The organism is Segatella hominis (genome assembly GCF_004535825.1).
Lineage (GTDB): Bacteria > Bacteroidota > Bacteroidia > Bacteroidales > Bacteroidaceae > Prevotella > Prevotella hominis.
The window spans coordinates 1-22,227 of record NZ_SGVY01000046.1; the positions used below are offsets into that span (position 1 = coordinate 1).

Sequence of the window (22,227 nt, forward strand, 5' to 3'; positions counted from 1 at the left end):
GCATTATGCCAGGCTTCCGTCCTTCGTTCTCCGTGGATCGCAATGGCAAGCGTACCTACGACCTGATTCCTAATCGCATCAGTCTTGTGAAGTACGGCGAAGATGCTAACGACCCGAATGGCGACAACAAGCCTTCTGACAAGGGAGATCATACTCCTGGTGGCTCTACTCCATCTGGCGGCACTCCTTCCGAAGGCAACACTCCATCCGGTAGTGAGGGCAGCGAAAACTCTGGCAACACCGATAGCGGAACAGGTGAAGACAACGAGCTTTAGTAAATGCTCTGCCGTGCCCGACTTCGTGTCGGGTGCGGCTACCGCTAACAAATTCTTATTTTCAAAATGATGTTTCACTTTTAATTCTATATGTATATGAGTAATCAAAATGAAAATCCTAACAATGGTTCCAAGAAGATTTCTTGGGTTTCAATCGTGAATGCTGTTGTTCAGGCGCTTATTGCTGCGCTGACAGCATTGGGAGTAAGTTCGTGCAAGAACTGCGTTTAAAATGAGAAATGAGAAATGAGAAATTAGAAATGGGCTACATTAATGAGAAATGACAAATGAGAAATGAGAAATTACTTTTCTGAAATGAGGATGATTAATGAGAAATTTCCTTTGAGTATTGGGGAGGAGATGGTGCGCAATGAGCGCACGCTCCTCTCTAAAGTGGAGGACGGCAAGATGATGATGTCTGCCGACTCCGTGAGATTCTTGGTGTTGCATTGCTCGGCTACACAACGCAATCAAGACTATAGTGTGGAACAACTGCGACGGGACCATAAGAGTCGTGGTTTCTATGACATCGGATACCACTTTTATATCCGTAAGGATGGGTCCATGACGCAACATCGCTTCTTGCTCGAAGTGGGGGCGCATGCGAGGCCGTATAACCGTTGTTCTATCGGCATCTGCTATGAGGGTGGCTTGAATGAGGATGGTAAACCATGCGATACTCGTACGCCTGAGCAGACGGAAAGAATCGTTGATGTCTTGACGCGGCTTCATAAGTTGTTTCCGAAAGCGAAGATTGTGGGGCATCGGGACTTGCCTGGCACTACGCCGAAGGAATGTCCTTGCCTGGATGCTCATGCTGTGTTTGGATGGATAGAAGAGTTGTGTTAATTTTTATCATTTAGAATCATACGGAACTTGGTCTATTACTGGCACCTTATGAAGCAGTACATAACGCTGCAACAATTGTCGCCAAACCAAAAGACGTGTTCCTTTCCATATCTCAACGGCTGCCGCCGTGAGTTGAGTGAAGAGTGAGGAACGAAGAGTGAAGAATTCATTTGCTCTTCTTCCCAACTCTTCCATGTCTTCTGTGTAAACGATGTCTGTTTCTATCGAAAAGCCACCTATGCCATTGACCTTTTCAAACTTATACTCGCTTTGTGTGAGCAGGTATAATAAACGAGGATATTTCTTCGCCTCCAAGTTGGTGTGGAATTTTTCTCGTTCATCCTCACTTTGAGAAGCGTAATAGTCATAGAATCCTCCCCATGAACAGATAGCCTTTACCTTACCACCATCTGTATTCACCAGTGCAAAATGGGCATCATACTCATAGTCCTCATCGAATATCGTGGTGTTTTTGTCTGACTCATTATCTTTATCCAGGAAAACATCTCGAAGATTACAGCGAAGAATCAGTTCTGTGATTCCATTATGACACAAAATCGTAAAATTTTGTCCTTCTGGGATGATTTCTCCAGAAGTTGGTGTAAGAAAGGGACGTAATTTGGCATCAGGAATCAGTTCTTCCAAGCACTCCCCAAGGGCGATTTCACCTGTCGGAAAGTTCTTGGAAAGGATACGAAAGTTATTTCGCATTCTTTTGTCTATCTGGTCCAAAACTTTTTGCTGCTGGGCAACAGTTTTCTCTTCTTTCTTGTTATTGTATTCCCTATCCGTCATTCTCCGATTGCGATAGACAGTCAATCTCTTTTGATAATCCAAGAAAAGATTGTGCAATGTTTTATAAGCATTCTCGGAAGGCTGTTTTGCCTGAAGATAGCCAATCATCTGATCGATGGCGCGCCACACGCCCACGGCCTCTGCTTTTGGACCCTTTGTTGCCTCATGCTCTATCTGCATATCGTATTGACGGATATTGGATACATTGAGGCAGTGGTTATTTCCAAAGCGCACAAAAAGATGACGGTCTTTCTTGCCTTTTCTCTTGATTTGTTTGACCACGCCAACCCAACCTTTCAAAGGTCCACTAAATATGCGGATGGTATCATTTTCCAAAATGAGGTCATCATATCGCTTATCAACAATACTCAGTCCCTCTATGCCATCTGCCATTTTATCGCAGAAATAGATAAAATGTTCCATGTCTTCATCTGGAATCGTGGCATTTTTTATAATAGCGTCCAGGTTTAAGTCCTTGACATCCTTACAAAGAAGATGTGCAGTGGAGACAAGCTTCTTTTTCTGCAGTTCGCCTGTTTCCAAATTTCGGACAGTATCTTCATAGACGAAATAGCCCCAATATGTCAATATTCTCTTCAAAGCTTTTACGCTGTCTGCCTTGATGAACAGCAATCCACATATCATTGGACGAAAACGGAAACGCTCTTCTCCCTTGGCATCGACATACTTCATCCGGCATTTTGGCAGATAGACTAACTTCACTATGCCAGAATATGTATTTTCAAGAAACTCTTTCGTTTTTTGTTCTTGAAATTTGTTTGTATTGACTATAAACCACATTTTTAGTGAAGAATGAAGAGTGAAGAGTGAAGAGTGAAAGGAGCGACCCAATATTAAACGCGTTTGACCGCATGATACATCTCGGTTTCTCCTGAAAAGATTTCTCTTCCCGGATTATTGGTTTTGTGAAATGTATCACAGCATTGAAAAATCAATAGACTAACTTCCACTAATCTTCAATACTTTTATGTCTTTCAGCCTTCTGCATACATGATGCATGTAAGCCCGAGTTTAGCAAATTGCATGTCATACGCCCTGCTTATATGAAAGCCATATTTATAGTTCTATCCTATTCATTTTTCCGATCTCTATGTAAGAGATACTGAAAACTTCGTAACTTCCTGATAATCTGAGGGTATTAAGGCTTGTTCAAAATCATTACCGAATGATTGTTGAGTTTTATGGTGTGATATTAAATTTTTAACACGCATAATTCGCTTATTTACAATATTTTTTCGTATTTTTGCAGTGTGATTCTGTATCTCTTACATAGAGATTCAGAAAGAAGGTATAAAAATAGCATATTTTGAGGTAATAATTAGTTTTTCTACGTATAAAACAATAATTACACATCATAAAAACAAAAATTACCCCCATAAAAGGCAAGTTTCATGTATCTTTGCATCAGAATTAAAACAAAGGGCGTTGTGAAACGCTAAGAATCATCTTTTACTTATACAATATATATTAGAGAATATATAAAAAGCCAGTTCTTTAGGAACTGGCTTTTTTTATTTTAATAGCATATCAATTTCACAAATGACATGCAGCTTTTATTATAATATAGATTAGTTGATAATTTCATCTTCCTCATCTTCATCCTCTACTTCTTGATTCTCAATTTCCGCTAAAGGCAACTGACGATTTATCGCAGCATTAAAGGAAATGATAGTCTCGCTTCTGGACAAGCCTAAAGGCTGGAGCTTATCATGAATAATTTCCAGAAGATGATGATTATTGGAAGCATATATCTTGATGAACATATCCATGCCACCAGTCGTATAATGACATTCCACCACTTCTGGAATTTTTCTCAACTCAGCAACAACCTTGTCGAAATTCTCCGGATTTTTCAAATACAATCCCACGTATGCGCAGGTCTCGTAACCTATCTTCTCTGGATCTATAATAAACTGAGAGCCTTTGATAATGCCAAGGTTTGTCAATTTAGCAACACGCTGATGAATGGCAGCACCACTTACATTACAAGCTCGTGCAACCTCCAAAAATGGAATACGCGCATCCTGAGAAATTAACTTCAGGATCTTTCTGTCTAATGAATCTAATACTTGTTTTGACATAATTATAATAGTTTGGGTGCAAAGTTACTACTAAAATTTAATATTCGCAACTTTTTATGCAACTTTAATTATAATTTTTAATTATTTTCCATTATCTTCAGCAGAATAATTGATTCTAAGGGCTTTTGATTGGCGTAAAGCTTGCTTAACGTCAATAATAACTCCCATTTTAGAATACTTATCCGCTTTGATTGAAACGACCATTGCCTGCAAGTCCTCAGGACTCATTCGCTTTTTCTCTGCACTCATATAATCAGAGATTTCAGAAGGAGTTATTAACTTATCATTCATCTGAACACAAGCAGAATCATTCTGAGGCTGAGTAGCAGCAGAAATAGGCCTTCCTATATAAAGATAAGTAACAGCAGACTTCTTGGTTAATCTTGTCAGTTCCTTTCCCTGTGGTACCTGAAACTTTACCTTAACCGTTTCATGCCTCATGTGAGTAACTATCATGAAGAAAAAAAGCACGGTAAATATCAAATCCGGCAATGAAGACGTATTCAAGCCAGGAACTTCATGAGAACGCCTTTTAAAACCCATACTCATTGCTTGCCTCCTTTCTCTTCAGAATGCTCTTGCTCTTCTGCCATTGCATCTACTCGCTTATCAGAACCAACCGATGCATTCGCATAAGACTCCGTCACGCGCTGCTGGCAGTTCTTTCTAACGCTCTCCTTTTGAGAGGAGCTAAGGGCATCAAATGCCTTTCCAAAATGCTTCATAGAATATTGATTGCGCAGTTCATTATACGCCATCATGATTTGGTTTTGCATTTGAAAGTACAAGTCATAATCTGCCTCTCTGTCGCTCTCTATAGAAATGAGATGACGATTGCCTAAACGATTGACAAACTGAATGATTTCACCTTTCAGTCGAGAAACCTCAATCGGCTTATCATTCAAGAGCAAACGATGATCGGCAGTAACATGCAAAGCCATCAAAGTATTCTTATCTACTATCGTTTCAGTCTTCAACTGTTTCTGAGGTTCAGGAGAAGGTAATAGACGAAAAAGTCCCTTGTCAACATCCATTGAAGTCGTGACAAGAAAGAATATCAGCAACATAAAAGAAATATCTGCTGTTGAAGCGGTGTTCACTCCAGGAACTTGCCTTTTATTTCGTCTAACAAACATAATTACTTTTTAAATCTTTTACGGTCTTTTCTGATATAACGTGTAGCACCAAATAAAACTGCTCCTATAGCACACAATAACAATGTGGCAGAAGACCATATAAACATATCTGACAATTTAAGCCACAACCAATCAGTAAAAGCCTGTCCATTAATCAAAATCATTCCTGAGGAACCCAAGACGAACGTTAAAACCAACAATGCCAAAGTTCCTCCCCATGTAATCCAAACAATATTCCCTGCAGGAATACCATTCATCTTCATCTCACCCTTGGACTTTCTTTTACCTACCCTGACAAATGAATATATTGCCAGACATAAGGCCAAGAGGAAAAATATCCACATGGTAACCAATAAAAGATTAGTAAAAAATGGAGCATTAAAATCCGGGTTCTCCTCGAAAGGCATATCATATCCTACAAAGAAGAACAGGAAAAAAGTAATCACAGCAAAACCTACCAACACATAGAATATGGACTGTGACAACTTTTCTGTTGACCATTTCTTAATATTACTAATTTTCATCTTTATACTTTGCTATAATATCCATCAGAGAAATCGCAGATTCCTCCATCTGGCTGGTGATATGTTCGATCTTAGACAAGATATAATTATAGAAGACCTGTAAAATCAGAGCAACTATGATACCAAAAATAGTTGTCAACAAAGCGACTTTCATACCAGAAGCCACAATCGTAGGACTAATATCTCCAGCTTGCTGAATTTGATCAAAAGCCATAACCATACCAATGACGGTACCTAAAAAGCCTAAAGAAGGAGCCATTGCAATGAAAAGAGTAATCCACGAACATCCTTTTTCCAAATTAGCAACCTGCACAGAGCCATAACTTGAAACCGAACGCTCTATATCACCCATCGTATCCTTGATGCGCAGCAGACCCTGATAACAGATAGAGGCAACAGGTCCACGGGTATTACGACACAATTCTTTTGCGCCTTCAATATCACCCGCAGCTACTTTCTCATCAAGATCAGCCATCAACTGCTTAGCGTTAATTTCAGAAAGACTCAGATAGACAATTCGCTCTATGCAGAAAGCCAAGCCAATAATTAAAGCTATGGCAACAAGCGACATAAAGCCAGCATTTCCCTCAATAAACTTAGTCTTAAGTGCTTGATGGAATCCCATCGACTCTTCTTGTGCCAATATCGGTAAAGAAGAAGTTATCATAAATATCAATATTGCGAAACGCGCAATAAATGTATATTTCTTCATATTATTTAAAATAAGATACAGCGGAAAGAGGGGGATTCGAACCCCCGAACCGGTTTTGCCGGTTACACGCTTTCCAGGCGTGCCTCTTCAGCCACTCGAGCACCTTTCCTTCATCTGCCGTCAAAGACGCTATTGAATACCAAATCTAACAATACCATGATAAACATAGCATCGCAATTCGGACTGCAAAATTATCGCTTTTCGGGCAAAATACCATAAATAACTATTCTTTTTATATTTCTTTAAGAAAATTGTCCCGTTTTTACGCCAAAAACACGTTCTACGTTCTGATTAGTCACCTTTGCAACCTCTTCTTCACTGACACCATAAGCAGTTGCCAAGGTCTTCATGACTTGTACTACAAAGGCACTTTCATTACGCTTACCACGATATGGAACAGGAGCCATATAAGGACTATCTGTCTCTAAAACGATTCTTTCCAGAGGTACTGCTGCAGGAAGGTCTTCACGCAAATGACTGCTCTTGAATGTTGACACGCCACCAATACCAAGCACAAAATTATCATACTCTAATAATTCTTTAGCCTCTTGCTGATTGCCTGTAAAACAGTGAAAGACTCCACCTGGCAGTTTATCTTTCCATTTACGTAATATATGCAACATTTCATTCTGAGCTTTACGACAATGTATCATCAGAGGAAGACCCGTCTCGTAAGACCACTCAACTTGTTTCTCAAAAGCCTCAAGCTGTTCTTTTTCAAACTCACGGCTCCAATAGAAATCAAGTCCGATTTCTCCGATTGCAATGTAATCGCTTTTATACTTAATCCCATTCAAACCATCCACAGCTGTAAGATGCTCATCCAAAATAGCCTCTATTTTTTTCAATTGTTCTTTCCAATCGGCTTTCACTTCCTCTGGATGAAGTCCTACCATAGGATATGCATAGCCAGGATATTCATGACTTAACTTCAATACTGCTTCTGATGTCTTCACATCAATAGCAGGGAGAAACACCATGCCGACCCCAGCCTCCTTTGCACGCATAATAACTTCTGAGCGATCTTCATCAAACTCCTCACCATCAAGATGAGTATGTGTATCTACTATTTTCATATACATCAATCATTATATAAGAAATCCATATCAATAAATATGCGGTTCATGGCGCCGATAATAATATACGATGCCATATTCACGACAATGATTAAAACGGGTTTCAGGTGGTTCATTCACAAAATGATGTTCTATCTGATTCCATAAATCCAAAATCACCTCATCGACCGCAGGTCTCAACAACCTGAGTTTTTCTATCGAATCATTCACCCTATCCTGCAAAATGCGTTGCCTTTCAATAGCCTCACAATATATATCATAATGGGTAGAGACCATGCCTATAGTAGGATTATAAATCGGTCTTCCACCTTGTTTGAGTCTGGCTTTCTCACCAGCAATAATTTTCTGTCCCCAGTCCAAAAGTCCATCTATCGTTTTGAGATGAGGAACAGCAGATGCTTCCTCGTCAAGTCCATACAGAGTAAGACAGCTTCGTTTGATTTCGCCACGTTCCACAGCTAAAAATAAGACTTGCAGGAAATGGCTTATATACATCATCGCATTTTTCTGCAATTTATCTATCTTCCCCGTAAATCTGGTCTGAGCCTTCAAGTTGACCTTATACTGCTCTGAAGCAGTCAACAACTTATCATACGCAGGTTGCGCTTTATTGATTGTCTTCCAATCAATAAAGCGTTCCCTAACCGTATAAGTATCATTATTGTCCAAAAGCGTTTTCAATGCTTTCAGCCTTGCAGTATCAGTTTTTGGCAGTCTCCTATATGGCACTTGAATATCTCCTCTACTATTTTAAAAAGTTACTTTCAATACAAACAATCCGACGAACACCTGTTAATATTGGCGTTTCATCATTTTTTGAGCATACTTGCGCAATTCCTCTTTTTTCTCTTCAGGTACATTGACCGCGTCAAGGAATTTCTTACTTTGCGCGAAATAATAAGCAATCTTATCTTGCGCCAATTGATCGATACCTATCTCATTATAAAGACGAGTCACAGCATTTACCTTCTCATTTCTGTCAAAATCACGAGCACTAACCCAACGGGTTAATTCCTCACGCTGCGCATCATTGGCCTTGTTGAAAGCATTAATGAGCATATAAGTTTTTTTATTAGAAGTGATGTCACCTCCTATTTCTTTACCAAAGACCTTGGAATCACCATAAACATCAAGATAATCATCCTGCAACTGGAATGCCAAGCCAATTTGTTCTCCAAACTTATAGAGATTTTCTGCATCCTCAGCACTTGCGTCTGCCAAGATTGCACCTATTTTCAAAGCACAAGCCAAGAGAACACTCGTCTTGAGGCGAATCATCTCAATATATTCTTCTTCCTTTACGTCATTGCGAGTTTCAAACTCCATATCATATTGCTGACCTTCACCAATTTCCAATGCAGTAACCGTAAAGAGATCCAAGATGTCTTTTAAATGTTTTGCATCACACTGCATCATACGTTGAAAGGCGAGAACCAACATAGAGTCACCAGACAAGATGGCGGTATTATCATTCCATTTTTTATGGACCGTCAAATGACCACGACGCATATCGGCATTATCCATCAAATCATCATGCAACAAAGTATAATTATGATAGGTCTCCAAAGCGCAGGCATTCATGAGGATGTCTTCCGGATTTTCCTTATAGAGATTATAAGCCAAAAGCATTAACGTAGGGCGAATACGTTTTCCTCCCATTGAGAGGACATATTTAATCGGTTCGTAAAGAGACTCAGGTTTTCTGTCGTATGACAAATGGTCCAAGAACTCATTAACCATCTTCAAAATTTCATCAGCTGTCTTCATTATATATTAAATTTATTATTAATTAATCGAACATATCTTTTTAAGATTCACGTTACAATTGAAATACCACAGGAATGGCAATCATAGTACGACAAACCTTGTTCTTATCCATTCCAGGTTTCCATTTCGGCATCATTTTCAGCACACGCATAGCCTCATTATCCAAAATAGGATTTGCCGACTTACTCACTTTCAGATCGGCCACACTACCATCCTTGTTGACGATAAAAGACACAACTACCGTTCCCTGTATTTTATTCTGTTGTGCAGAATGAGGATATTTTAAGTTTTTTGTAAGCCATTGCATAAAAACAGACCATCCTCCAGGAAATTGCGGTATTTTCTGTACAACCGTAAAATTGATTGGAGCCTCAGCCAATGCAGCAGAATTGGATTTATCTACCACATTTTCAGGCACAGCCTCTTTAATATCAGAGCCATCCACTTCCCCTTCCCCATCACCAATCACCAGTTCACTTGTAGTACTGCTGATTTTTTGAGGAGCAGTTTCTGTTTTCTCTGCAGTTTTCACCTCTTGCGTAATGGATTTAGAGACGGGCGCAGAAGGAGCTTCTGCCGATACCATATCCTTTTGTTCTGCAGGCATATTCATCTCCAAATCCTGTGCTAACTCCTCCAGATCATCAGAGTCTAAATCGGAATCAGATGCATGATTTTGATATTGCAAGCCTACAAATACGAATGATAAAGTCATAACCATACCCAGCAAGAAAAAAGTTCCCCGCTTATTATCCAGTCGTGCACTATTAGTCTTCTTTATTTCCACTTTTAAATCTCCTCTTTTGCAGAATCTTCTACAATAAATGAAGTGTACAATCGTTATATTAAACGAAATCAATGCAAATTTACGTCTTATTATTGAAAAAAAGTGTATCTTTGCAAAATAATTAGAGAATTTAAATGAAAAAAATAGTTTTTTTCGCTCTCTTGACGCTTTTTGCATCAAAATTGCACGCACAAGAGAGCCAAACGGGATATAATTTCCTCCGCCTACCTGTTAGTGCTCATGCTGCTGCACTTGGTGGAGATAACGTCACCTTAATAGAAGATGACGAAGCGCTCATATTCCAAAATCCTGCCTTGCTTTCATCGGTAAGCGACAAGACCATTAACCTCAATTATATGAATTATATGTCAGGAGTCAATACTGCTTCTGCCTCTTTTAATCGTGTCATCAAGGAAAAAGCATCCTGGGCGGTTTCTGCCCAATACATGGATTATGGTAACATGAAGGAAACCGATGCCAACAATAACATCTTAGGCGATTTTTCTGCCAAGGACATTACCATAGCCGGTTACTTTTCATATATGTTGAGCGATAAAATTGCTGGTGGTATTGCTGCCAAATTCATCACTTCCTATATTGGCGACTACAATTCTATTGGAGTGGGTGTTGATCTCGGTATCAATTATTATGATCCCGAGCACGAATGGTCCATTTCTGCTACTGCCAAGAATTTGGGCGGACAGATAAAAGCATATCAGGATGAGTATGACAAGATGCCGATTGATTTACAAGTGGGAGTCAGCAAACGCTTTACGAATACCCCATTAAGGGTCTCTGCTACTTTGGTCAATCTCAACAATTGGGAGAAAAGTTTTATCTACCATGCCGTAATCGGAGCTGAACTTTTACTTTCTGATCAGATATGGATTGGCGGAGGCTATAATTTCAGAAGAGCAAAAGAGATGAAAATAGCCAGCAACTCTGAGGAGAAAGGCAGTAGTCATGGAGCAGGACTTTCCTTTGGAGGGGGTATCAATCTCAACCGTTTCCATCTGAATATTGCTTACGGAAAATATCACGTCAGCAGTAGCAGCATCATTGCCAATTTAGCATTTACATTATAAGATTATAATTCAAAACAATATCATAAATATCCAATAAAATGAAGAAAATTACTATAGCTATAGATGGTTACTCTTCTTGTGGTAAGAGTACGATGGCGAAAGACCTTGCTAAAGAAATAGGTTACATATATGTTGATACAGGAGCAATGTACCGTTCGGTGGCTCTCTATGCCATGCGTCATCATCTCTTCCTGGAAGATGGAAGTGTAGATACAGACAACTTAGAAAAAGAAATGCCAAACATCCATATTTCTTTTAAACTGAATCCTGACACACAAACTCCAGACTGCTATCTCAACGGCGAATTGGTAGAAAAAGAAATCAGAACTTTGGAAGTATCCAACCATGTCAGTCCTATTGCCGCAATACCTTTCGTCAGAAAAGCCTTGGTAGCACAACAGCAAAAAATGGGAGAAGCCAAAGGCATCGTAATGGATGGTAGAGACATCGGCACTACGGTGTTCCCTCATGCCGAACTGAAAGTTTTCGTTACTGCCAGTTCACAGGTTAGAGCACAGCGCCGCTATGATGAACTGAAAGCAAAAGGAATGGCAGCCGACTTTGACGCCATCCTTAAAAATGTAGAAGAACGAGATTATATTGATACCCATAGAGAGGTATCCCCTCTCAAGAAAGCTGATGATGCCTTGATTCTGGACAATAGCAACATGACTATTCCTCAACAAAAAGAATGGTTGATGCAGCATTACCAGACCGCTATAACACAAAAATAGCGTTAGATTTGCAAAAATCTGTTAAACAGAAAGATTTCTGCTAAACAATCATAACTTTCATTGAAAAATAGTTGGAATTTAGTTTTCTTTTTAATATATTTGCAATCAAATGACAAGGTAGTAATGATATAGATTATAAATTTTGAGTTAATTACTGTTTTTTGAAGGTGGTGGGTCTTCGTGAGAAGCCTTACCACCTGTTTTTATATATGTATCTTTACTCAGACTGTCCGATTGCATTTTTCAAATGATTCATGATTTCTTCCATCAACCATTTTGGTGTGCTTGTAGCACCACAAATACCAACCGTCTTCACATTCTTCACCCAATCCATATTGATTTCATCAGCACTCTCTATCTGATAACTATTCGGATTCACACTCTTACATTCATTGAATAATACCTTTCCATTAGAGCTTTTACGGCCACTGACAAAAAGTATCACATCATGTTTGCTGGCAAAGTTTGCAATATTAGGCATGCGATTTGCCACTTGTCTGCAGATGGTATCAAAACTTTTAAATGTAGCTCCATCTACAATATGCTCCTGACAATAATCTATAATGCGATGAAATTCATCCAAGCTCTTAGTCGTCTGCGAATAAAGATAGATATCTTTGGAGAAATCCAACTTACCCATTTCCTGCAGTTGTTTCACCTCATCAAACTTCTCTACAACAATCGCATGACTTTCCGTCTGACCCACCAATCCTAATACTTCAGCATGACCTTTCTTTCCAAAAATAACAATCTGAGCATCAGGATTGCTCACAAACTGCTTTTTGATACGTCTTTGAAGTTGAAGCACAACCGGACAAGTCGCATCAATAATCTCTATATTATTCTTTTCTGCAAGAGCATAAGTCTGAGGAGGTTCTCCATGCGCACGAAGAAGAACCTTTACATGATGAAGATTTTTCATTTCCTCATGATCGATGGTGAGAAGACCAGCTTCGTGAAGTCGCTCCACCTCCATACCATTATGTACGATGTCACCCAAACAATATAGTTTGACACCCTTTGCCAGTTCTTCCTCTGCTTTTTTAATGGCAGTAGTCACGCCAAAGCAAAAGCCACTGCCATTATCCATTTCTATCTGCATACCTGTTTCTTATTATTTTTTCACTTGTATTCTTACTACCACCTTCGCATGGTCAGGGTCATTTGTAATCATCAGTACACGAGGAGTTCTTGAACGCTGCTTTTTGAGTATAGCTGCAATGGCAGTCACTTTCAGTTTCACAGATTCACCAGGTTTGATGGTTCGCTTTCCTAATGAAACCTGCAGTCCCTCAGTAAACATCTGCATACTTCTAATTTCCAAGTTTGACTTTCCCTGATTTGTCAGGATGACTTCACCTTTCAGTTTTTTCTTGCCATTGAAACTGCCTAAATCCAAAGTTGACGTTGACAGCGCAACCTTTGGAGCTTGCGCTTTCTGACTGGAAGTCATCTCTTCAAATCCAGGTAACAAAACTGCAGAAACAGAGATTTCTTTCTCAGAAGAGATTTTATCGCCAGGTCGCTCTCCCAAATAAATACTTGTCTGGTTCAAACCGAAATCATGCAATTTCTTAGAATCAAGCGTCAGTACAACTTCTCCAGAGCGATGAGGCCCCAAGCGTGAAGGTGATACCTGTGCGGTCAAATAACTTGGCAAATGCATCACAACAGGTTCCATGGCAGATTCTGTCGGATTAAAAATATGAATACGCTGAACAGGACGGTCTCCACGATTCACATCATCAAATTCCACATCTTGGGCATCAGACTTCACTGCACCTAACATATAATCATAGCTACCTGCAAAATCTGAAACTTTTTCAACAACTTTTCCCTGCATAGTCAAGAGACATGGTTCTTCTGAAGCGTTGGTATAAAGCAACAATTGCTTGTGGAAAGTACCCATCTGTTTGGCATCATAAGTCATTTTGACTACGAAGCTATCACCTGCCGGAATACTTGTTTTAGGATAAGAGACATCAGTACAGCCACAACTTTTCTTCACATCATTGATAATCAAGGAACGATTACCATCATTCTTCATCTGAAACTCAGCAGTTACAGGATGCAGATAAACAATTTGTCCACAATCCACCTTTTCGTTTTGCGTTGTCAGTTTCTGTGCATTGGCTGCCATAGCCACCAATGTAGTACACAGCAACACCTCTATTCTCTTATTTATATCCATCTTATTCATAATCAATTATTATATTTCTAATTTTTCATTTCTCATTGATGTACGCTTAACTTATAAGCGATATCACGTCCACAGAACTCAGGACTATAAGCGCATCGGGCAGAACAAGAGCCTGCTTGATATTCACCATTTCTATCAACATAATATTCCATTTCTACAACGTGCTTACCTTTAGATAAACGATCGAAATAGAAATTTGTTGTGTTGTCCTTTGGAGAAACATAACAACCCATGCCCCATTGATAACCGCTCTGCTGGTTTACCGGTTCCAGACAGGCAGCCCGCTTATCTTCGATTTCTACGAAATCATAATCACGGTCTGCGGTGATCATCAGCGTTACCTTTACCTTCTCGCCCACCTTAGCCAGAGACTTTTCCTTGCCCTGCGATTCGGCAGTAACAACGACACGGCGAACCTTGATGCCCGACTCAGAAGAAGCGATTTCGCTGAGCGGCTGTTTAAATTCTGCATAAACGGCACCCCAACTGGTATAGTCGCTCTTCTTGTTGATGCTCAAGGTTGATGCCTTGCCCACCTTCTCGGTCTTAATATAACCCAACATCGTAGAATCCTGCGGCATCGGAAGCTGCTTGCCATCCAGTTTCAAAACGGCATTTTCTGCCTTCTTGTTCCAGTTGCTTTCATTACCTTTCATAAAGGCATAGACAGCATCCACGGTATTTACTGGAGTATCCCAAACCTGAGTACGTTTAGACATCAGAAGCCAACGCTGCAGCTCCTCAATGGTCTGCTTGTCATTCGGCTTCAGCAGCTGCATCGCCTCTATCACAGATACCTGAGTAGGAATCTTATAGTTTCTCCAGCTATAGAGTGCCTTACGGGTATCATAATAGCGGCCCATCTCCTCACGATAAACGGCATATTCGTTCACGCTCTGCAGATATTCACCCGCTTTTTCGCGATAAGCAGCATTCTGCTGGCTGTTCTTGGCGAGCACCACAGCAGCACGTGCCTTACCATAGATGGTGAAATCACTGGTCATCTTCGACATTTTATCCAGCAGATAAGCCTGGTCCTGTTCGAAATTCTCCTTCATCTTTCTGCCATCCATTGAAAGAATGTAGAGATAATGCAGCGCCTGTTCACTTGGACTTACCTTGTGCTTCTTCTCCTCCATCTTCTTCATCTCTCTAACTTCACGAGCTGTCTGCCAGGAGAGATAATTGATGGCAGAAGTCAGCATTTTAGAGATTGACTTTTGCGTGCCGGCGATGGCATTCAGACGAACCATCATCTCGGCTACAGCCGTAGTCATATATCTGCTGCCCTTCATTCCCTTCCACCAGGAGAAGGAACCATCGTTATTCTGCAACTTCCTCAGTTTCTCCACCTGATTTTGCAGACGGCTGGTTTCCAAAGATAGATTTTTCTGGATATAAGTGGTGATGGTATTGGCATAGATGGCAGACATCAGCGAGATGGCGTCCTCATCATCCGGATTGCTGATGGCAGGCAACGCCTTGATCATCAGCCAACTTGGATTGTTGGTATATTCCACGGTGACCTTTGCCTCCTCTGTTCCCTTTGCCTGCTTGCCCTCCTTGTCCAGGAAGAGTTTGCTCAGGTCGAAGCTCTGTTCGCCCTGCTGATGCAAGGTGATAGGCAGCGTATTCACTACGAGTTCACGATCACTCAAGACCGGCAGATAGTGCTGTTCGCCATCGCTGTATCCGTTTCCGGCAGCCACCACCTTATTAATATATACACCCTCTTTCAGACCTTGAACATCGAAAGAAACGGTAGCAGAACCCTCAGCATCGATGTGATAGCCCTGGGTCTTCTGCCAAACCAACTTCTGGGTTTCAGCATCCAGAATCAGCATGCGGACATTGCCGCTCACCTTCTTGTCAGAGGTATTGGAGAGCTTAGCCACGATGGTAGCCTTGTCGCCCTCACGCAGGAAGCGAGGCATGTTAGGCTGCACCATTACGGTTTTCTGAGCCACAGCCTCATCCACCAGCAATCCGTTGCGCATTTCCTTGTCATGAGCCAATCCCATGAACTTCCAGGTGGTCACGCTTTCCGGCAAGGTAAATCTGATGGCTACGTTGCCATTGTTGTCGCTCTCCAAGGCTGGATAGAAGAAGGCAGTCTCGTTCAGGTTTTCACGCACCTGCACTTTGTCAAGGTACTGTCCTACGTCTGAGCCAGAACCACCTACAAACTGCGGCATCTCCTCTACTACATCAAAAACCTTGTTGGCAGATGGAGCAGCCGCTGCAACACGGTTCATATTACTCCCACGAGTTTTCATGACCCTCCCTTCTTCCTGAACCAGCTCGTCTTTCTTTATACGAACAGACTCTACGGTTCCGCCAAAAGAACGTTCCAACTTGCTCAGCTCCACCGCTTGCATATAAGCATAATAGCTAAAGAATTTGCCATCAAACTTATCCACATCCAATTGCTTCTCGTCATAATACTTGGTAGGATAAACGCCATTCAAGTAAAATGGGCGGAAAGTGAGGTTGTGCTTCCAGTAGCAGTTTGGCAAACTCTGATAGAAGTCCAGGGAGAGATTCCAGAAATGCGGGGCTATCTGGTCGAGCGACTTGTCATAGAGTACGCTCATCAGCTGTGCCTTGGCTGGCTTGCCGTCAGGGGTGGTAATCTTCAGCGTCCACTCCTCCTTCTGTCCAGGGGTCAGACGGTTGCGGAAGGTCTTCCAGGCGATGTTCAGTTTCTTCTCAGGCAAAGGACGGGCGATGCTCATCATTCGGGTATAGCACTTGCCTTGCTTCACGAAACTATAGTTCAGTACGATGCCCGACGCATATTCCTCCTTGTAGGTGAAAGGCAGGGTCACGATACTGTCGCCCAACTCCCAGGCGCCCTTCTCCAGCAGTTTGTTGCCGGCGATGATGGAATATACGATGTGCGCTCCGTTCTCCGAAGAGCCCACCTGGATATAGACCGGCTTGCCATCACGAGGGAAAGTCTTCGCCGTCTGATAATACCATTCGGTAGTTGGCTCCACCGGATGGGTATCCTTCATACTGAAGAGCGTGAATTTCTGCTGCAGGGTGTCCTGTCCGCAGATTGCCTCCAGCTGATGAACGCCAGATTTCCAAACGAGGGAAGAAGAGGCAGAAGCAGCATATTCCTTGATAGAAACCGGTGCATTCGCCTCGGCATCCTTCCATTCGCCCTTATCAATTCGATATTTTAATCTGCTCGAAATCGGCATACCACTGGCATTGCGGTAAGCGAAGGTCACCGTCTTCAGACTGTCTGTTTCGATACGCTTAGGAAGATTCACCGTGAGGATGGTTGGTTTGGTGCCCAGAGGCAGACTCATCACGCCCTCGTGGCTCTCGCCGCTGATGTCGGTAACGATGGCTGAGACCTCGAAGTTGAAGAAACGGGCGATGCGCATGAAGTTGCTCATATCGGTCTCGTCTTTTCCTGGCAAGGAAGCCTCCAGCGGAATCTCTACGTCGAAGGTTCCGTCCTCACGAGTCACGCAACTGTCAGTCTTCACCAACTGTCCGGCAGAGCCTGCACCCCACCACCAGAGCTGATTTCTGCGGGTCACCTGATACTCCACCTTGGCACCCTGCACAGGCACACCGGCATAGGTCTTGGCTGAAGCTTTCACCACCACGGTATCGCCCCAGTTATATTTCTCGTTCACCTTCGGGAAGGTAATCTCGAAGGTTGGACGCTTGTACTCCTCAACTCTGAAATATTCGCTTGCTGTACCATTCACGGAGATGGAATACTGTCCTGTCTTTCCCTCCTTCGGGAGTTCGAAATCTACCGAAGCCGTACCATATTCATCGGTCGTAACCTTCTGTTCTGCCACCTGCTTCCAGTTGGCATCACTCAGGACAAACTTCAGTTCCATACTCTTTCCTGGCACGCTGGCATCCAACCCCTTCTTGACAGTATAGAAAATGGCTGAGGCATGTACCTTCTGCCCCGGGCGATAGATGGCACGATCGGTATAAACCTGATATTTAGTCTCGTTATCCTTCTTCTCATAATAGCGGGTACGGCTGAGATAGATGTACTTGGCTGGCGTAAACTTGTCATTGTTGGTAGAAACCAATACCTCTCCATCCACATTCTTGAAGTAAGCCTCACCGTTCTCATCTGTTGTCAAGCGGGCATGAACTATTCGCTTGTCCTTCTTCGTCTTGAAATCATACCGCTGGTCGTAGAGTTCTATCTTCGCCCCAGCGATAGGCTGCCCATCTGTAGCATTCACCACCACATAGCGATGTTTATCATCCGGCAACTGCTGGATCATCACCGCCAGATTGCTGACATAGAAGAGTTCTCGCTGCGGAGCGATGCCGGTATTATCCGAAGTCACCTCCATCAGATAGGCACCCAGCGGCAGATTGCCACCGATTTCGATGGAATCCTTCACCGTTTCATAATCCGGCCGACCGTAATAGTTGCGGCTGAAATCCTTCTGATGCAGCTTCGTAGTCTTCTTCAGGAGCATCTTATAGATAGCCTCATCCTGCGCATTATAATCGTTATCTGCCGTAATATTGAGGCGGGAAAGCCGAATATTCAGATTCTGAAGATTGCGCACATTCAGATGCACCCACTTCTTTTCTGTAGGGCGCAGCACCAAAGGCATATCCTCCACAGAGAACATCGGTTCAGTGAGGCGCTTCTGTGCATTCCTCAGCACATTCATTCTCGACCATCCACCCCAGTGGCTCAAAGCATAGTTGATATATTTGAGTTTATCCTGTGCTTTGGCATCTGTAGAACGCTCCATGAAACGGAAATGCTCCACAGCAAGTTCACCAGCCTCCGGAATATCCTGATATACATGGATGAGCGAGTCGATGGTTCTGAGATACTTCGATTTCTTCACCTCTCTTACATCATCCTGACGGTATTTCTCGATAAGTTTGTAGGCACAGAGACAAGCCGCACCCCGATTTCCCACCTTATTATAATAGGTGTACAGCTGCAGATACGCCTCCTTGCTGTCTGCCTCGAATCCGATGAGATGAAGCAAATCATTCTTGAAGGAACTTCCGTCCACCCCTTTTAGAGTCAGCGGCACATACTCAGTAGAAGCATGCTTGGCAAGAAGCTCTGGGTGCGCCATCGCTTTCTTGAAGAACTCCCGGCTCTTCTTCAGGTTTACCTTTCGCTGACTTTGATAATAAGAAGCATCCTCCCTTTGTTCCAAAGAAGCCTCATCCACTTCTATTCCATACGGATTATCATGATATACCTTGCCGAGCACAGCATATCTCACCGCTTTCAACATCGGGTCATTTGTCTTCAAAGCTTCAGCCTCCATCCGCTTCACATTCGGCGTCAGTGAGTCTGCCGAAATCTCTTTCCAGAGCATCACCTGCCTCATCTCAGCCGCCAGCAGCTGACCGTAGTCTTTAGCCGCAGAAGCCTTGGAGATGATTTTCTGCATCACCCCAATTTCGCTCTTCGGCTGGTCCTTCTGAGCGATGATGTCAGCTTGCTTCCACAAGTTGTCATAAGTTTGAGCCGTAGTTTGCATCATGGCAAACACAACTATGATAAGTGTTATAATGTTTCTTTTCATAAGCCAAGTGCACATTATGTTAACAATTGTCAGATTTCTAACCTATTCTAATTGCAAAAATACAAAAAATATCCGTTATCTAACCTTATAACTGAAAGTTTTTGCTATCTTTGCACCAAAATAATGTTATTTACTAAATTAAGCATTCATTATATAATACTAAATTAAGTAATTAGAATACAGAATCAACACTTCAATACAAGAATAAATAACAATATAAATACTAAAAAGACAATGGCAGAGAAAAAGAAGGGAGTGAAGCAAATCATCGTAGATGGCAAACCTATTGAGGGCTGCGTCATCCCTTGTCAAGCAGGCAAACACGAGGTAATCGTAGAGATGTAAATTGCCCAAAACTCATAAATACATATAAAATCGGCAAAATAAGCAAACGTTTATTTTGCCGATTTTCTTATTTTTTATACCTTTGCGGCAAATTAGAAATAAAAAATGAGATGAAGAAGATTTTATACTTTGTAGCAGTCCTAACTGCCACCGCCTTTATCACAACAACAAATACAAGTTGCAAGTATGCTCCCGACCAGCATGATGGCGACACGGTAGCTGCCAGCGAATTTTATCCAGAGGACACAACTGCCGCTCATGCCAAGAAAATGGCGAAGATAGCAGCCATAAAAGCAAGCAAGGATAGTGTAGGCATATATTATGTAGGAAGCGGTTCCACCAAAGACCAGATTCAGCTTGTCTCCTACCCTTCCCGTCGTGACACCTTATTATATAGTAAGACCCGGCACGTAAAAGTAAAGGGAAGTGCAGACATCGACCACGTGGTTCGTGTGGATTTCTATCTGCTTAATGGCAAGGATTCGCTTGTGAAATACGTGGAGGAAGTGGATTTGAAGGAGCATCTCTAAGAGATAGCTTCATCGTTCTCATATCATCATATCTTGCCTATTTCTATAAAAAACATATAAAATCGGCAGAATAAGCTATAGTATATTTTGCCGGAACAATTCTTTTTTGTATCTTTGCGGCAACTTTAAACAAAAGATATAGTATGATTGTAGGAAGAAAAGAAGAAATCGCAGAACTTGAAAAGTTGTACCATAGCGACCGTCCCGAGTTCGTTGCCATATATGGACGCCGACGTGTTGGCAAGACTTTTCTTATCAAACAAGCACTGAAAGGACGCATTACCTTTCAGCATACAGGCGTATCACCAGTTGACCAAGACAATGAAAAAAGTCGCATGAAGACTCAATTGGAAAGTTTCTATTACGCCTTGCTCAACCAAGGCCTGGAAGGATACAAAGCACCCAAAACATGGATGGAGGCATTTTTCCTACTCGAACAACTCTTGCAGAATCTTGACAATGGTGAGCGGCAAGTAGTATTCATAGACGAGTTACCTTGGATGGATACCCCACGCTCTGGTTTCCTTCCAGCCTTTGAGAACTTTTGGAATGGCTGGTGTAGTGGCAGGGACAATATCATGTTAATCGTTTGCGGTAGCGCAACCTCTTGGATTCTTAGCAATCTCTCTAAAAACAAGGGTGGGCTATATGGACGCTTAACTGCAGAAATCAAACTGGCCCCTTTCACATTGAAAGAATGTGCCATGTACTTTGAACATGCCAATATACGGATGAGCCAGTATGACATATTGCAAAGTTACATGGTTTTCGGTGGAATACCTTATTATATTAGCTACTTCCAAAAAGGATTGAGTTTTGAACAGAATACAGACAAGATTCTCTTTGGTAACAAACCGAGACTAAAGGATGAGTTCAACCGATTATTTGCTGCTATCTTCAATAATCCAGAAGATAGCAAAAAGGTTGTACGCTTATTGGCAACTCGGCACAGTGGGTTTACCCGAGAAGAAATCAGCAAAGCTACAGGATTGCCTTTAGGTGGTGGCTTGAGCAAGACTTTAGCAGCTTTGGTTGAAAGCGATTTCATTACATGTTATTCCCCATATGGTATGCCGAAAAGTACAATCTGTTACAAACTGATAGACAACTTCTGTCTATTCTGGCTAAAATATGTAGAAGAAAACAGCAAGGATGCAGGATTCATCAGTGATAATATGACTTCCGACATCTTGAAGGCATGGCATGGTGTTGCCTTCGAGGAAGTTTGCTGGCAACACATCCAGCAAATCAAACGAGCCTTGGAAATCGGTGGTGTCAAATCATCACTCTCAGCTTGGAATGTAAGAGGAGACGAAAATCAAGATGGCACTCAAATAGACCTCTTGATTATCAGAAACGACAATGTGGTGAACTTATGTGAAATGAAGTTTGCCAGTTCCCCTTACACCATCAGCAAGGAAGAGGAAATACGCTTGCGCCATCGCATAGAAGCACTCAAAGCCACTCTTTCTCCCAAGCAAACCATTCACCTCACTATGATTACCACCTATGGTGTTGCTTATGGCAAGCATAGTGGCATTGTACAAAAAGAGGTTACTATGGATAGTCTATTTGAATAGAATCGAAACGATAATCCTTATTGATGGCAAACTCTCCTTCCGAGAATTTCATTCCACATAGATTGATGGTGTTGTCGCCACGCTCTATCACCATATCTATCTGAGCGGCCCGCTTATCAGCCTCCCCCACTACTCCTACTCCGCCATGAATATAAATTGGTGGATACACCAG

Annotated in this window: 20 protein-coding genes, 1 tRNA gene and 1 pseudogene; 7 read left to right on the forward strand and 15 right to left on the reverse strand. The window is 41.9% G+C overall.

Annotation, left to right across the window (positions count from 1 at the left end):
• From EXN75_RS17820 to EXN75_RS13545, 3 genes and pseudogenes are all read left to right on the forward strand, one after another.
• Window positions 1–275 (forward strand): annotated as a pseudogene (locus EXN75_RS17820) (hypothetical protein); the annotation flags it as partial.
• Between the two features lie 96 nt (window positions 276–371).
• Complete coding sequence (locus tag EXN75_RS17825) at window positions 372–506, forward strand: smalltalk protein (RefSeq protein WP_167639525.1); 135 nt, start codon at window positions 372–374, stop codon at window positions 504–506.
• 90 nt (window positions 507–596) lie between these two features.
• Entirely contained in the window at window positions 597–1,124 is a 528-nt protein-coding gene (locus EXN75_RS13545; RefSeq protein ID WP_134844227.1) for an N-acetylmuramoyl-L-alanine amidase, read from the forward strand.
• A 6-nt stretch (window positions 1,125–1,130) separates the two neighbouring features.
• On the opposite strand, the gene EXN75_RS13550 is transcribed toward EXN75_RS13545, so the two are convergent.
• The 11 genes from EXN75_RS13550 to EXN75_RS13600 all read right to left on the reverse strand — a co-directional run bounded on the left by EXN75_RS13550 (window position 1,131) and on the right by EXN75_RS13600 (window position 9,951).
• On the reverse strand, window positions 1,131–2,642 hold the full coding sequence (locus EXN75_RS13550) for a hypothetical protein (RefSeq protein WP_134844210.1): 1,512 nt from the start codon (window positions 2,640–2,642) through the stop codon (window positions 1,131–1,133).
• Window positions 2,643–3,508: 866 nt separating this feature from the next.
• Entirely contained in the window at window positions 3,509–4,021 is a 513-nt protein-coding gene (locus EXN75_RS13555; RefSeq protein WP_134844211.1) for an Lrp/AsnC family transcriptional regulator, read from the reverse strand.
• Between the two features lie 81 nt (window positions 4,022–4,102).
• Window positions 4,103–4,570, reverse strand: coding sequence for an ExbD/TolR family protein (locus EXN75_RS13560; RefSeq protein WP_022110074.1), 468 nt, complete (start codon window positions 4,568–4,570; stop codon window positions 4,103–4,105).
• Complete coding sequence (locus EXN75_RS13565) at window positions 4,567–5,157, reverse strand: ExbD/TolR family protein (protein ID WP_134844212.1); 591 nt, start codon at window positions 5,155–5,157, stop codon at window positions 4,567–4,569. Before EXN75_RS13565 ends, EXN75_RS13560 begins: the two co-directional genes overlap by 4 nt.
• Before the next feature lie 2 nt (window positions 5,158–5,159).
• Window positions 5,160–5,681, reverse strand: a complete 522-nt coding sequence (locus EXN75_RS13570) for a hypothetical protein (RefSeq protein ID WP_134844213.1) — start codon at window positions 5,679–5,681, stop codon at window positions 5,160–5,162.
• Window positions 5,671–6,348 (reverse strand): MotA/TolQ/ExbB proton channel family protein, encoded by a 678-nt coding sequence (locus EXN75_RS13575; protein ID WP_246031408.1) that lies wholly within the window; start codon window positions 6,346–6,348, stop codon window positions 5,671–5,673. The genes EXN75_RS13570 and EXN75_RS13575 overlap by 11 nt, the downstream gene beginning before the upstream one ends.
• Before the next feature lie 66 nt (window positions 6,349–6,414).
• Window positions 6,415–6,502, reverse strand: a tRNA-Ser gene (locus EXN75_RS13580).
• A gap of 133 nt (window positions 6,503–6,635) precedes the next feature.
• Window positions 6,636–7,469, reverse strand: coding sequence for a TatD family hydrolase (locus EXN75_RS13585; protein WP_134844215.1), 834 nt, complete (start codon window positions 7,467–7,469; stop codon window positions 6,636–6,638).
• Between the two features lie 30 nt (window positions 7,470–7,499).
• Window positions 7,500–8,198: a hypothetical protein gene (locus EXN75_RS13590; protein WP_134844216.1), complete on the reverse strand. Its 699-nt coding sequence runs from the start codon at window positions 8,196–8,198 to the stop codon at window positions 7,500–7,502.
• Between the two features lie 63 nt (window positions 8,199–8,261).
• On the reverse strand, window positions 8,262–9,236 hold the full coding sequence (locus EXN75_RS13595) for a polyprenyl synthetase family protein (RefSeq protein ID WP_134844217.1): 975 nt from the start codon (window positions 9,234–9,236) through the stop codon (window positions 8,262–8,264).
• Between the two features lie 52 nt (window positions 9,237–9,288).
• Window positions 9,289–9,951, reverse strand: coding sequence for an energy transducer TonB (locus tag EXN75_RS13600; RefSeq protein WP_342776618.1), 663 nt, complete (start codon window positions 9,949–9,951; stop codon window positions 9,289–9,291).
• Between the two features lie 206 nt (window positions 9,952–10,157).
• On the opposite strand from EXN75_RS13600, the gene porQ reads away from it, so the two are divergent.
• Together porQ and cmk are read left to right on the forward strand one after the other, a co-directional pair.
• A complete protein-coding gene (porQ, locus tag EXN75_RS13605) occupies window positions 10,158–11,108 on the forward strand; it encodes a type IX secretion system protein PorQ (RefSeq protein ID WP_134844219.1) in 951 nt (316 codons plus the stop codon).
• A gap of 38 nt (window positions 11,109–11,146) precedes the next feature.
• Window positions 11,147–11,842: a (d)CMP kinase gene (gene cmk / locus EXN75_RS13610; protein WP_118118368.1), complete on the forward strand. Its 696-nt coding sequence runs from the start codon at window positions 11,147–11,149 to the stop codon at window positions 11,840–11,842.
• 217 nt (window positions 11,843–12,059) lie between these two features.
• On the opposite strand, the gene EXN75_RS13615 is transcribed toward cmk, so the two are convergent.
• From EXN75_RS13615 to EXN75_RS13625, 3 genes are read right to left on the reverse strand one after another with little or no spacing between them, the layout of a single operon-like run.
• The gene (locus EXN75_RS13615; RefSeq protein ID WP_134844220.1) at window positions 12,060–12,944 is read right to left on the reverse strand and encodes a 4-hydroxy-3-methylbut-2-enyl diphosphate reductase; all 885 of its coding nucleotides are present in this window, start codon (window positions 12,942–12,944) and stop codon (window positions 12,060–12,062) included.
• A gap of 12 nt (window positions 12,945–12,956) precedes the next feature.
• Window positions 12,957–14,042, reverse strand: coding sequence for a DUF1573 domain-containing protein (locus tag EXN75_RS13620; RefSeq protein ID WP_408005964.1), 1,086 nt, complete (start codon window positions 14,040–14,042; stop codon window positions 12,957–12,959).
• A 32-nt stretch (window positions 14,043–14,074) separates the two neighbouring features.
• Window positions 14,075–19,600 (reverse strand): alpha-2-macroglobulin family protein, encoded by a 5,526-nt coding sequence (locus EXN75_RS13625; protein WP_167639526.1) that lies wholly within the window; start codon window positions 19,598–19,600, stop codon window positions 14,075–14,077.
• A gap of 455 nt (window positions 19,601–20,055) precedes the next feature.
• Here EXN75_RS13625 and EXN75_RS13630 point away from each other — a divergent pair, with 455 nt between their 5' ends.
• The gene (locus EXN75_RS13630; protein WP_118118378.1) at window positions 20,056–20,475 is read left to right on the forward strand and encodes a hypothetical protein; all 420 of its coding nucleotides are present in this window, start codon (window positions 20,056–20,058) and stop codon (window positions 20,473–20,475) included.
• Between the two features lie 143 nt (window positions 20,476–20,618).
• Entirely contained in the window at window positions 20,619–22,055 is a 1,437-nt protein-coding gene (locus tag EXN75_RS13635) for an AAA family ATPase (RefSeq protein ID WP_134844222.1), read from the forward strand.
• On the opposite strand, the gene EXN75_RS13640 is transcribed toward EXN75_RS13635, so the two are convergent.
• Window positions 22,033–22,224 (reverse strand): hypothetical protein, encoded by a 192-nt coding sequence (locus EXN75_RS13640; RefSeq protein WP_134844223.1) that lies wholly within the window; start codon window positions 22,222–22,224, stop codon window positions 22,033–22,035. The two genes, EXN75_RS13635 and EXN75_RS13640, sit on opposite strands and share 23 nt — an antisense overlap.
• Window positions 22,225–22,227: the final 3 nt, after the last annotated feature.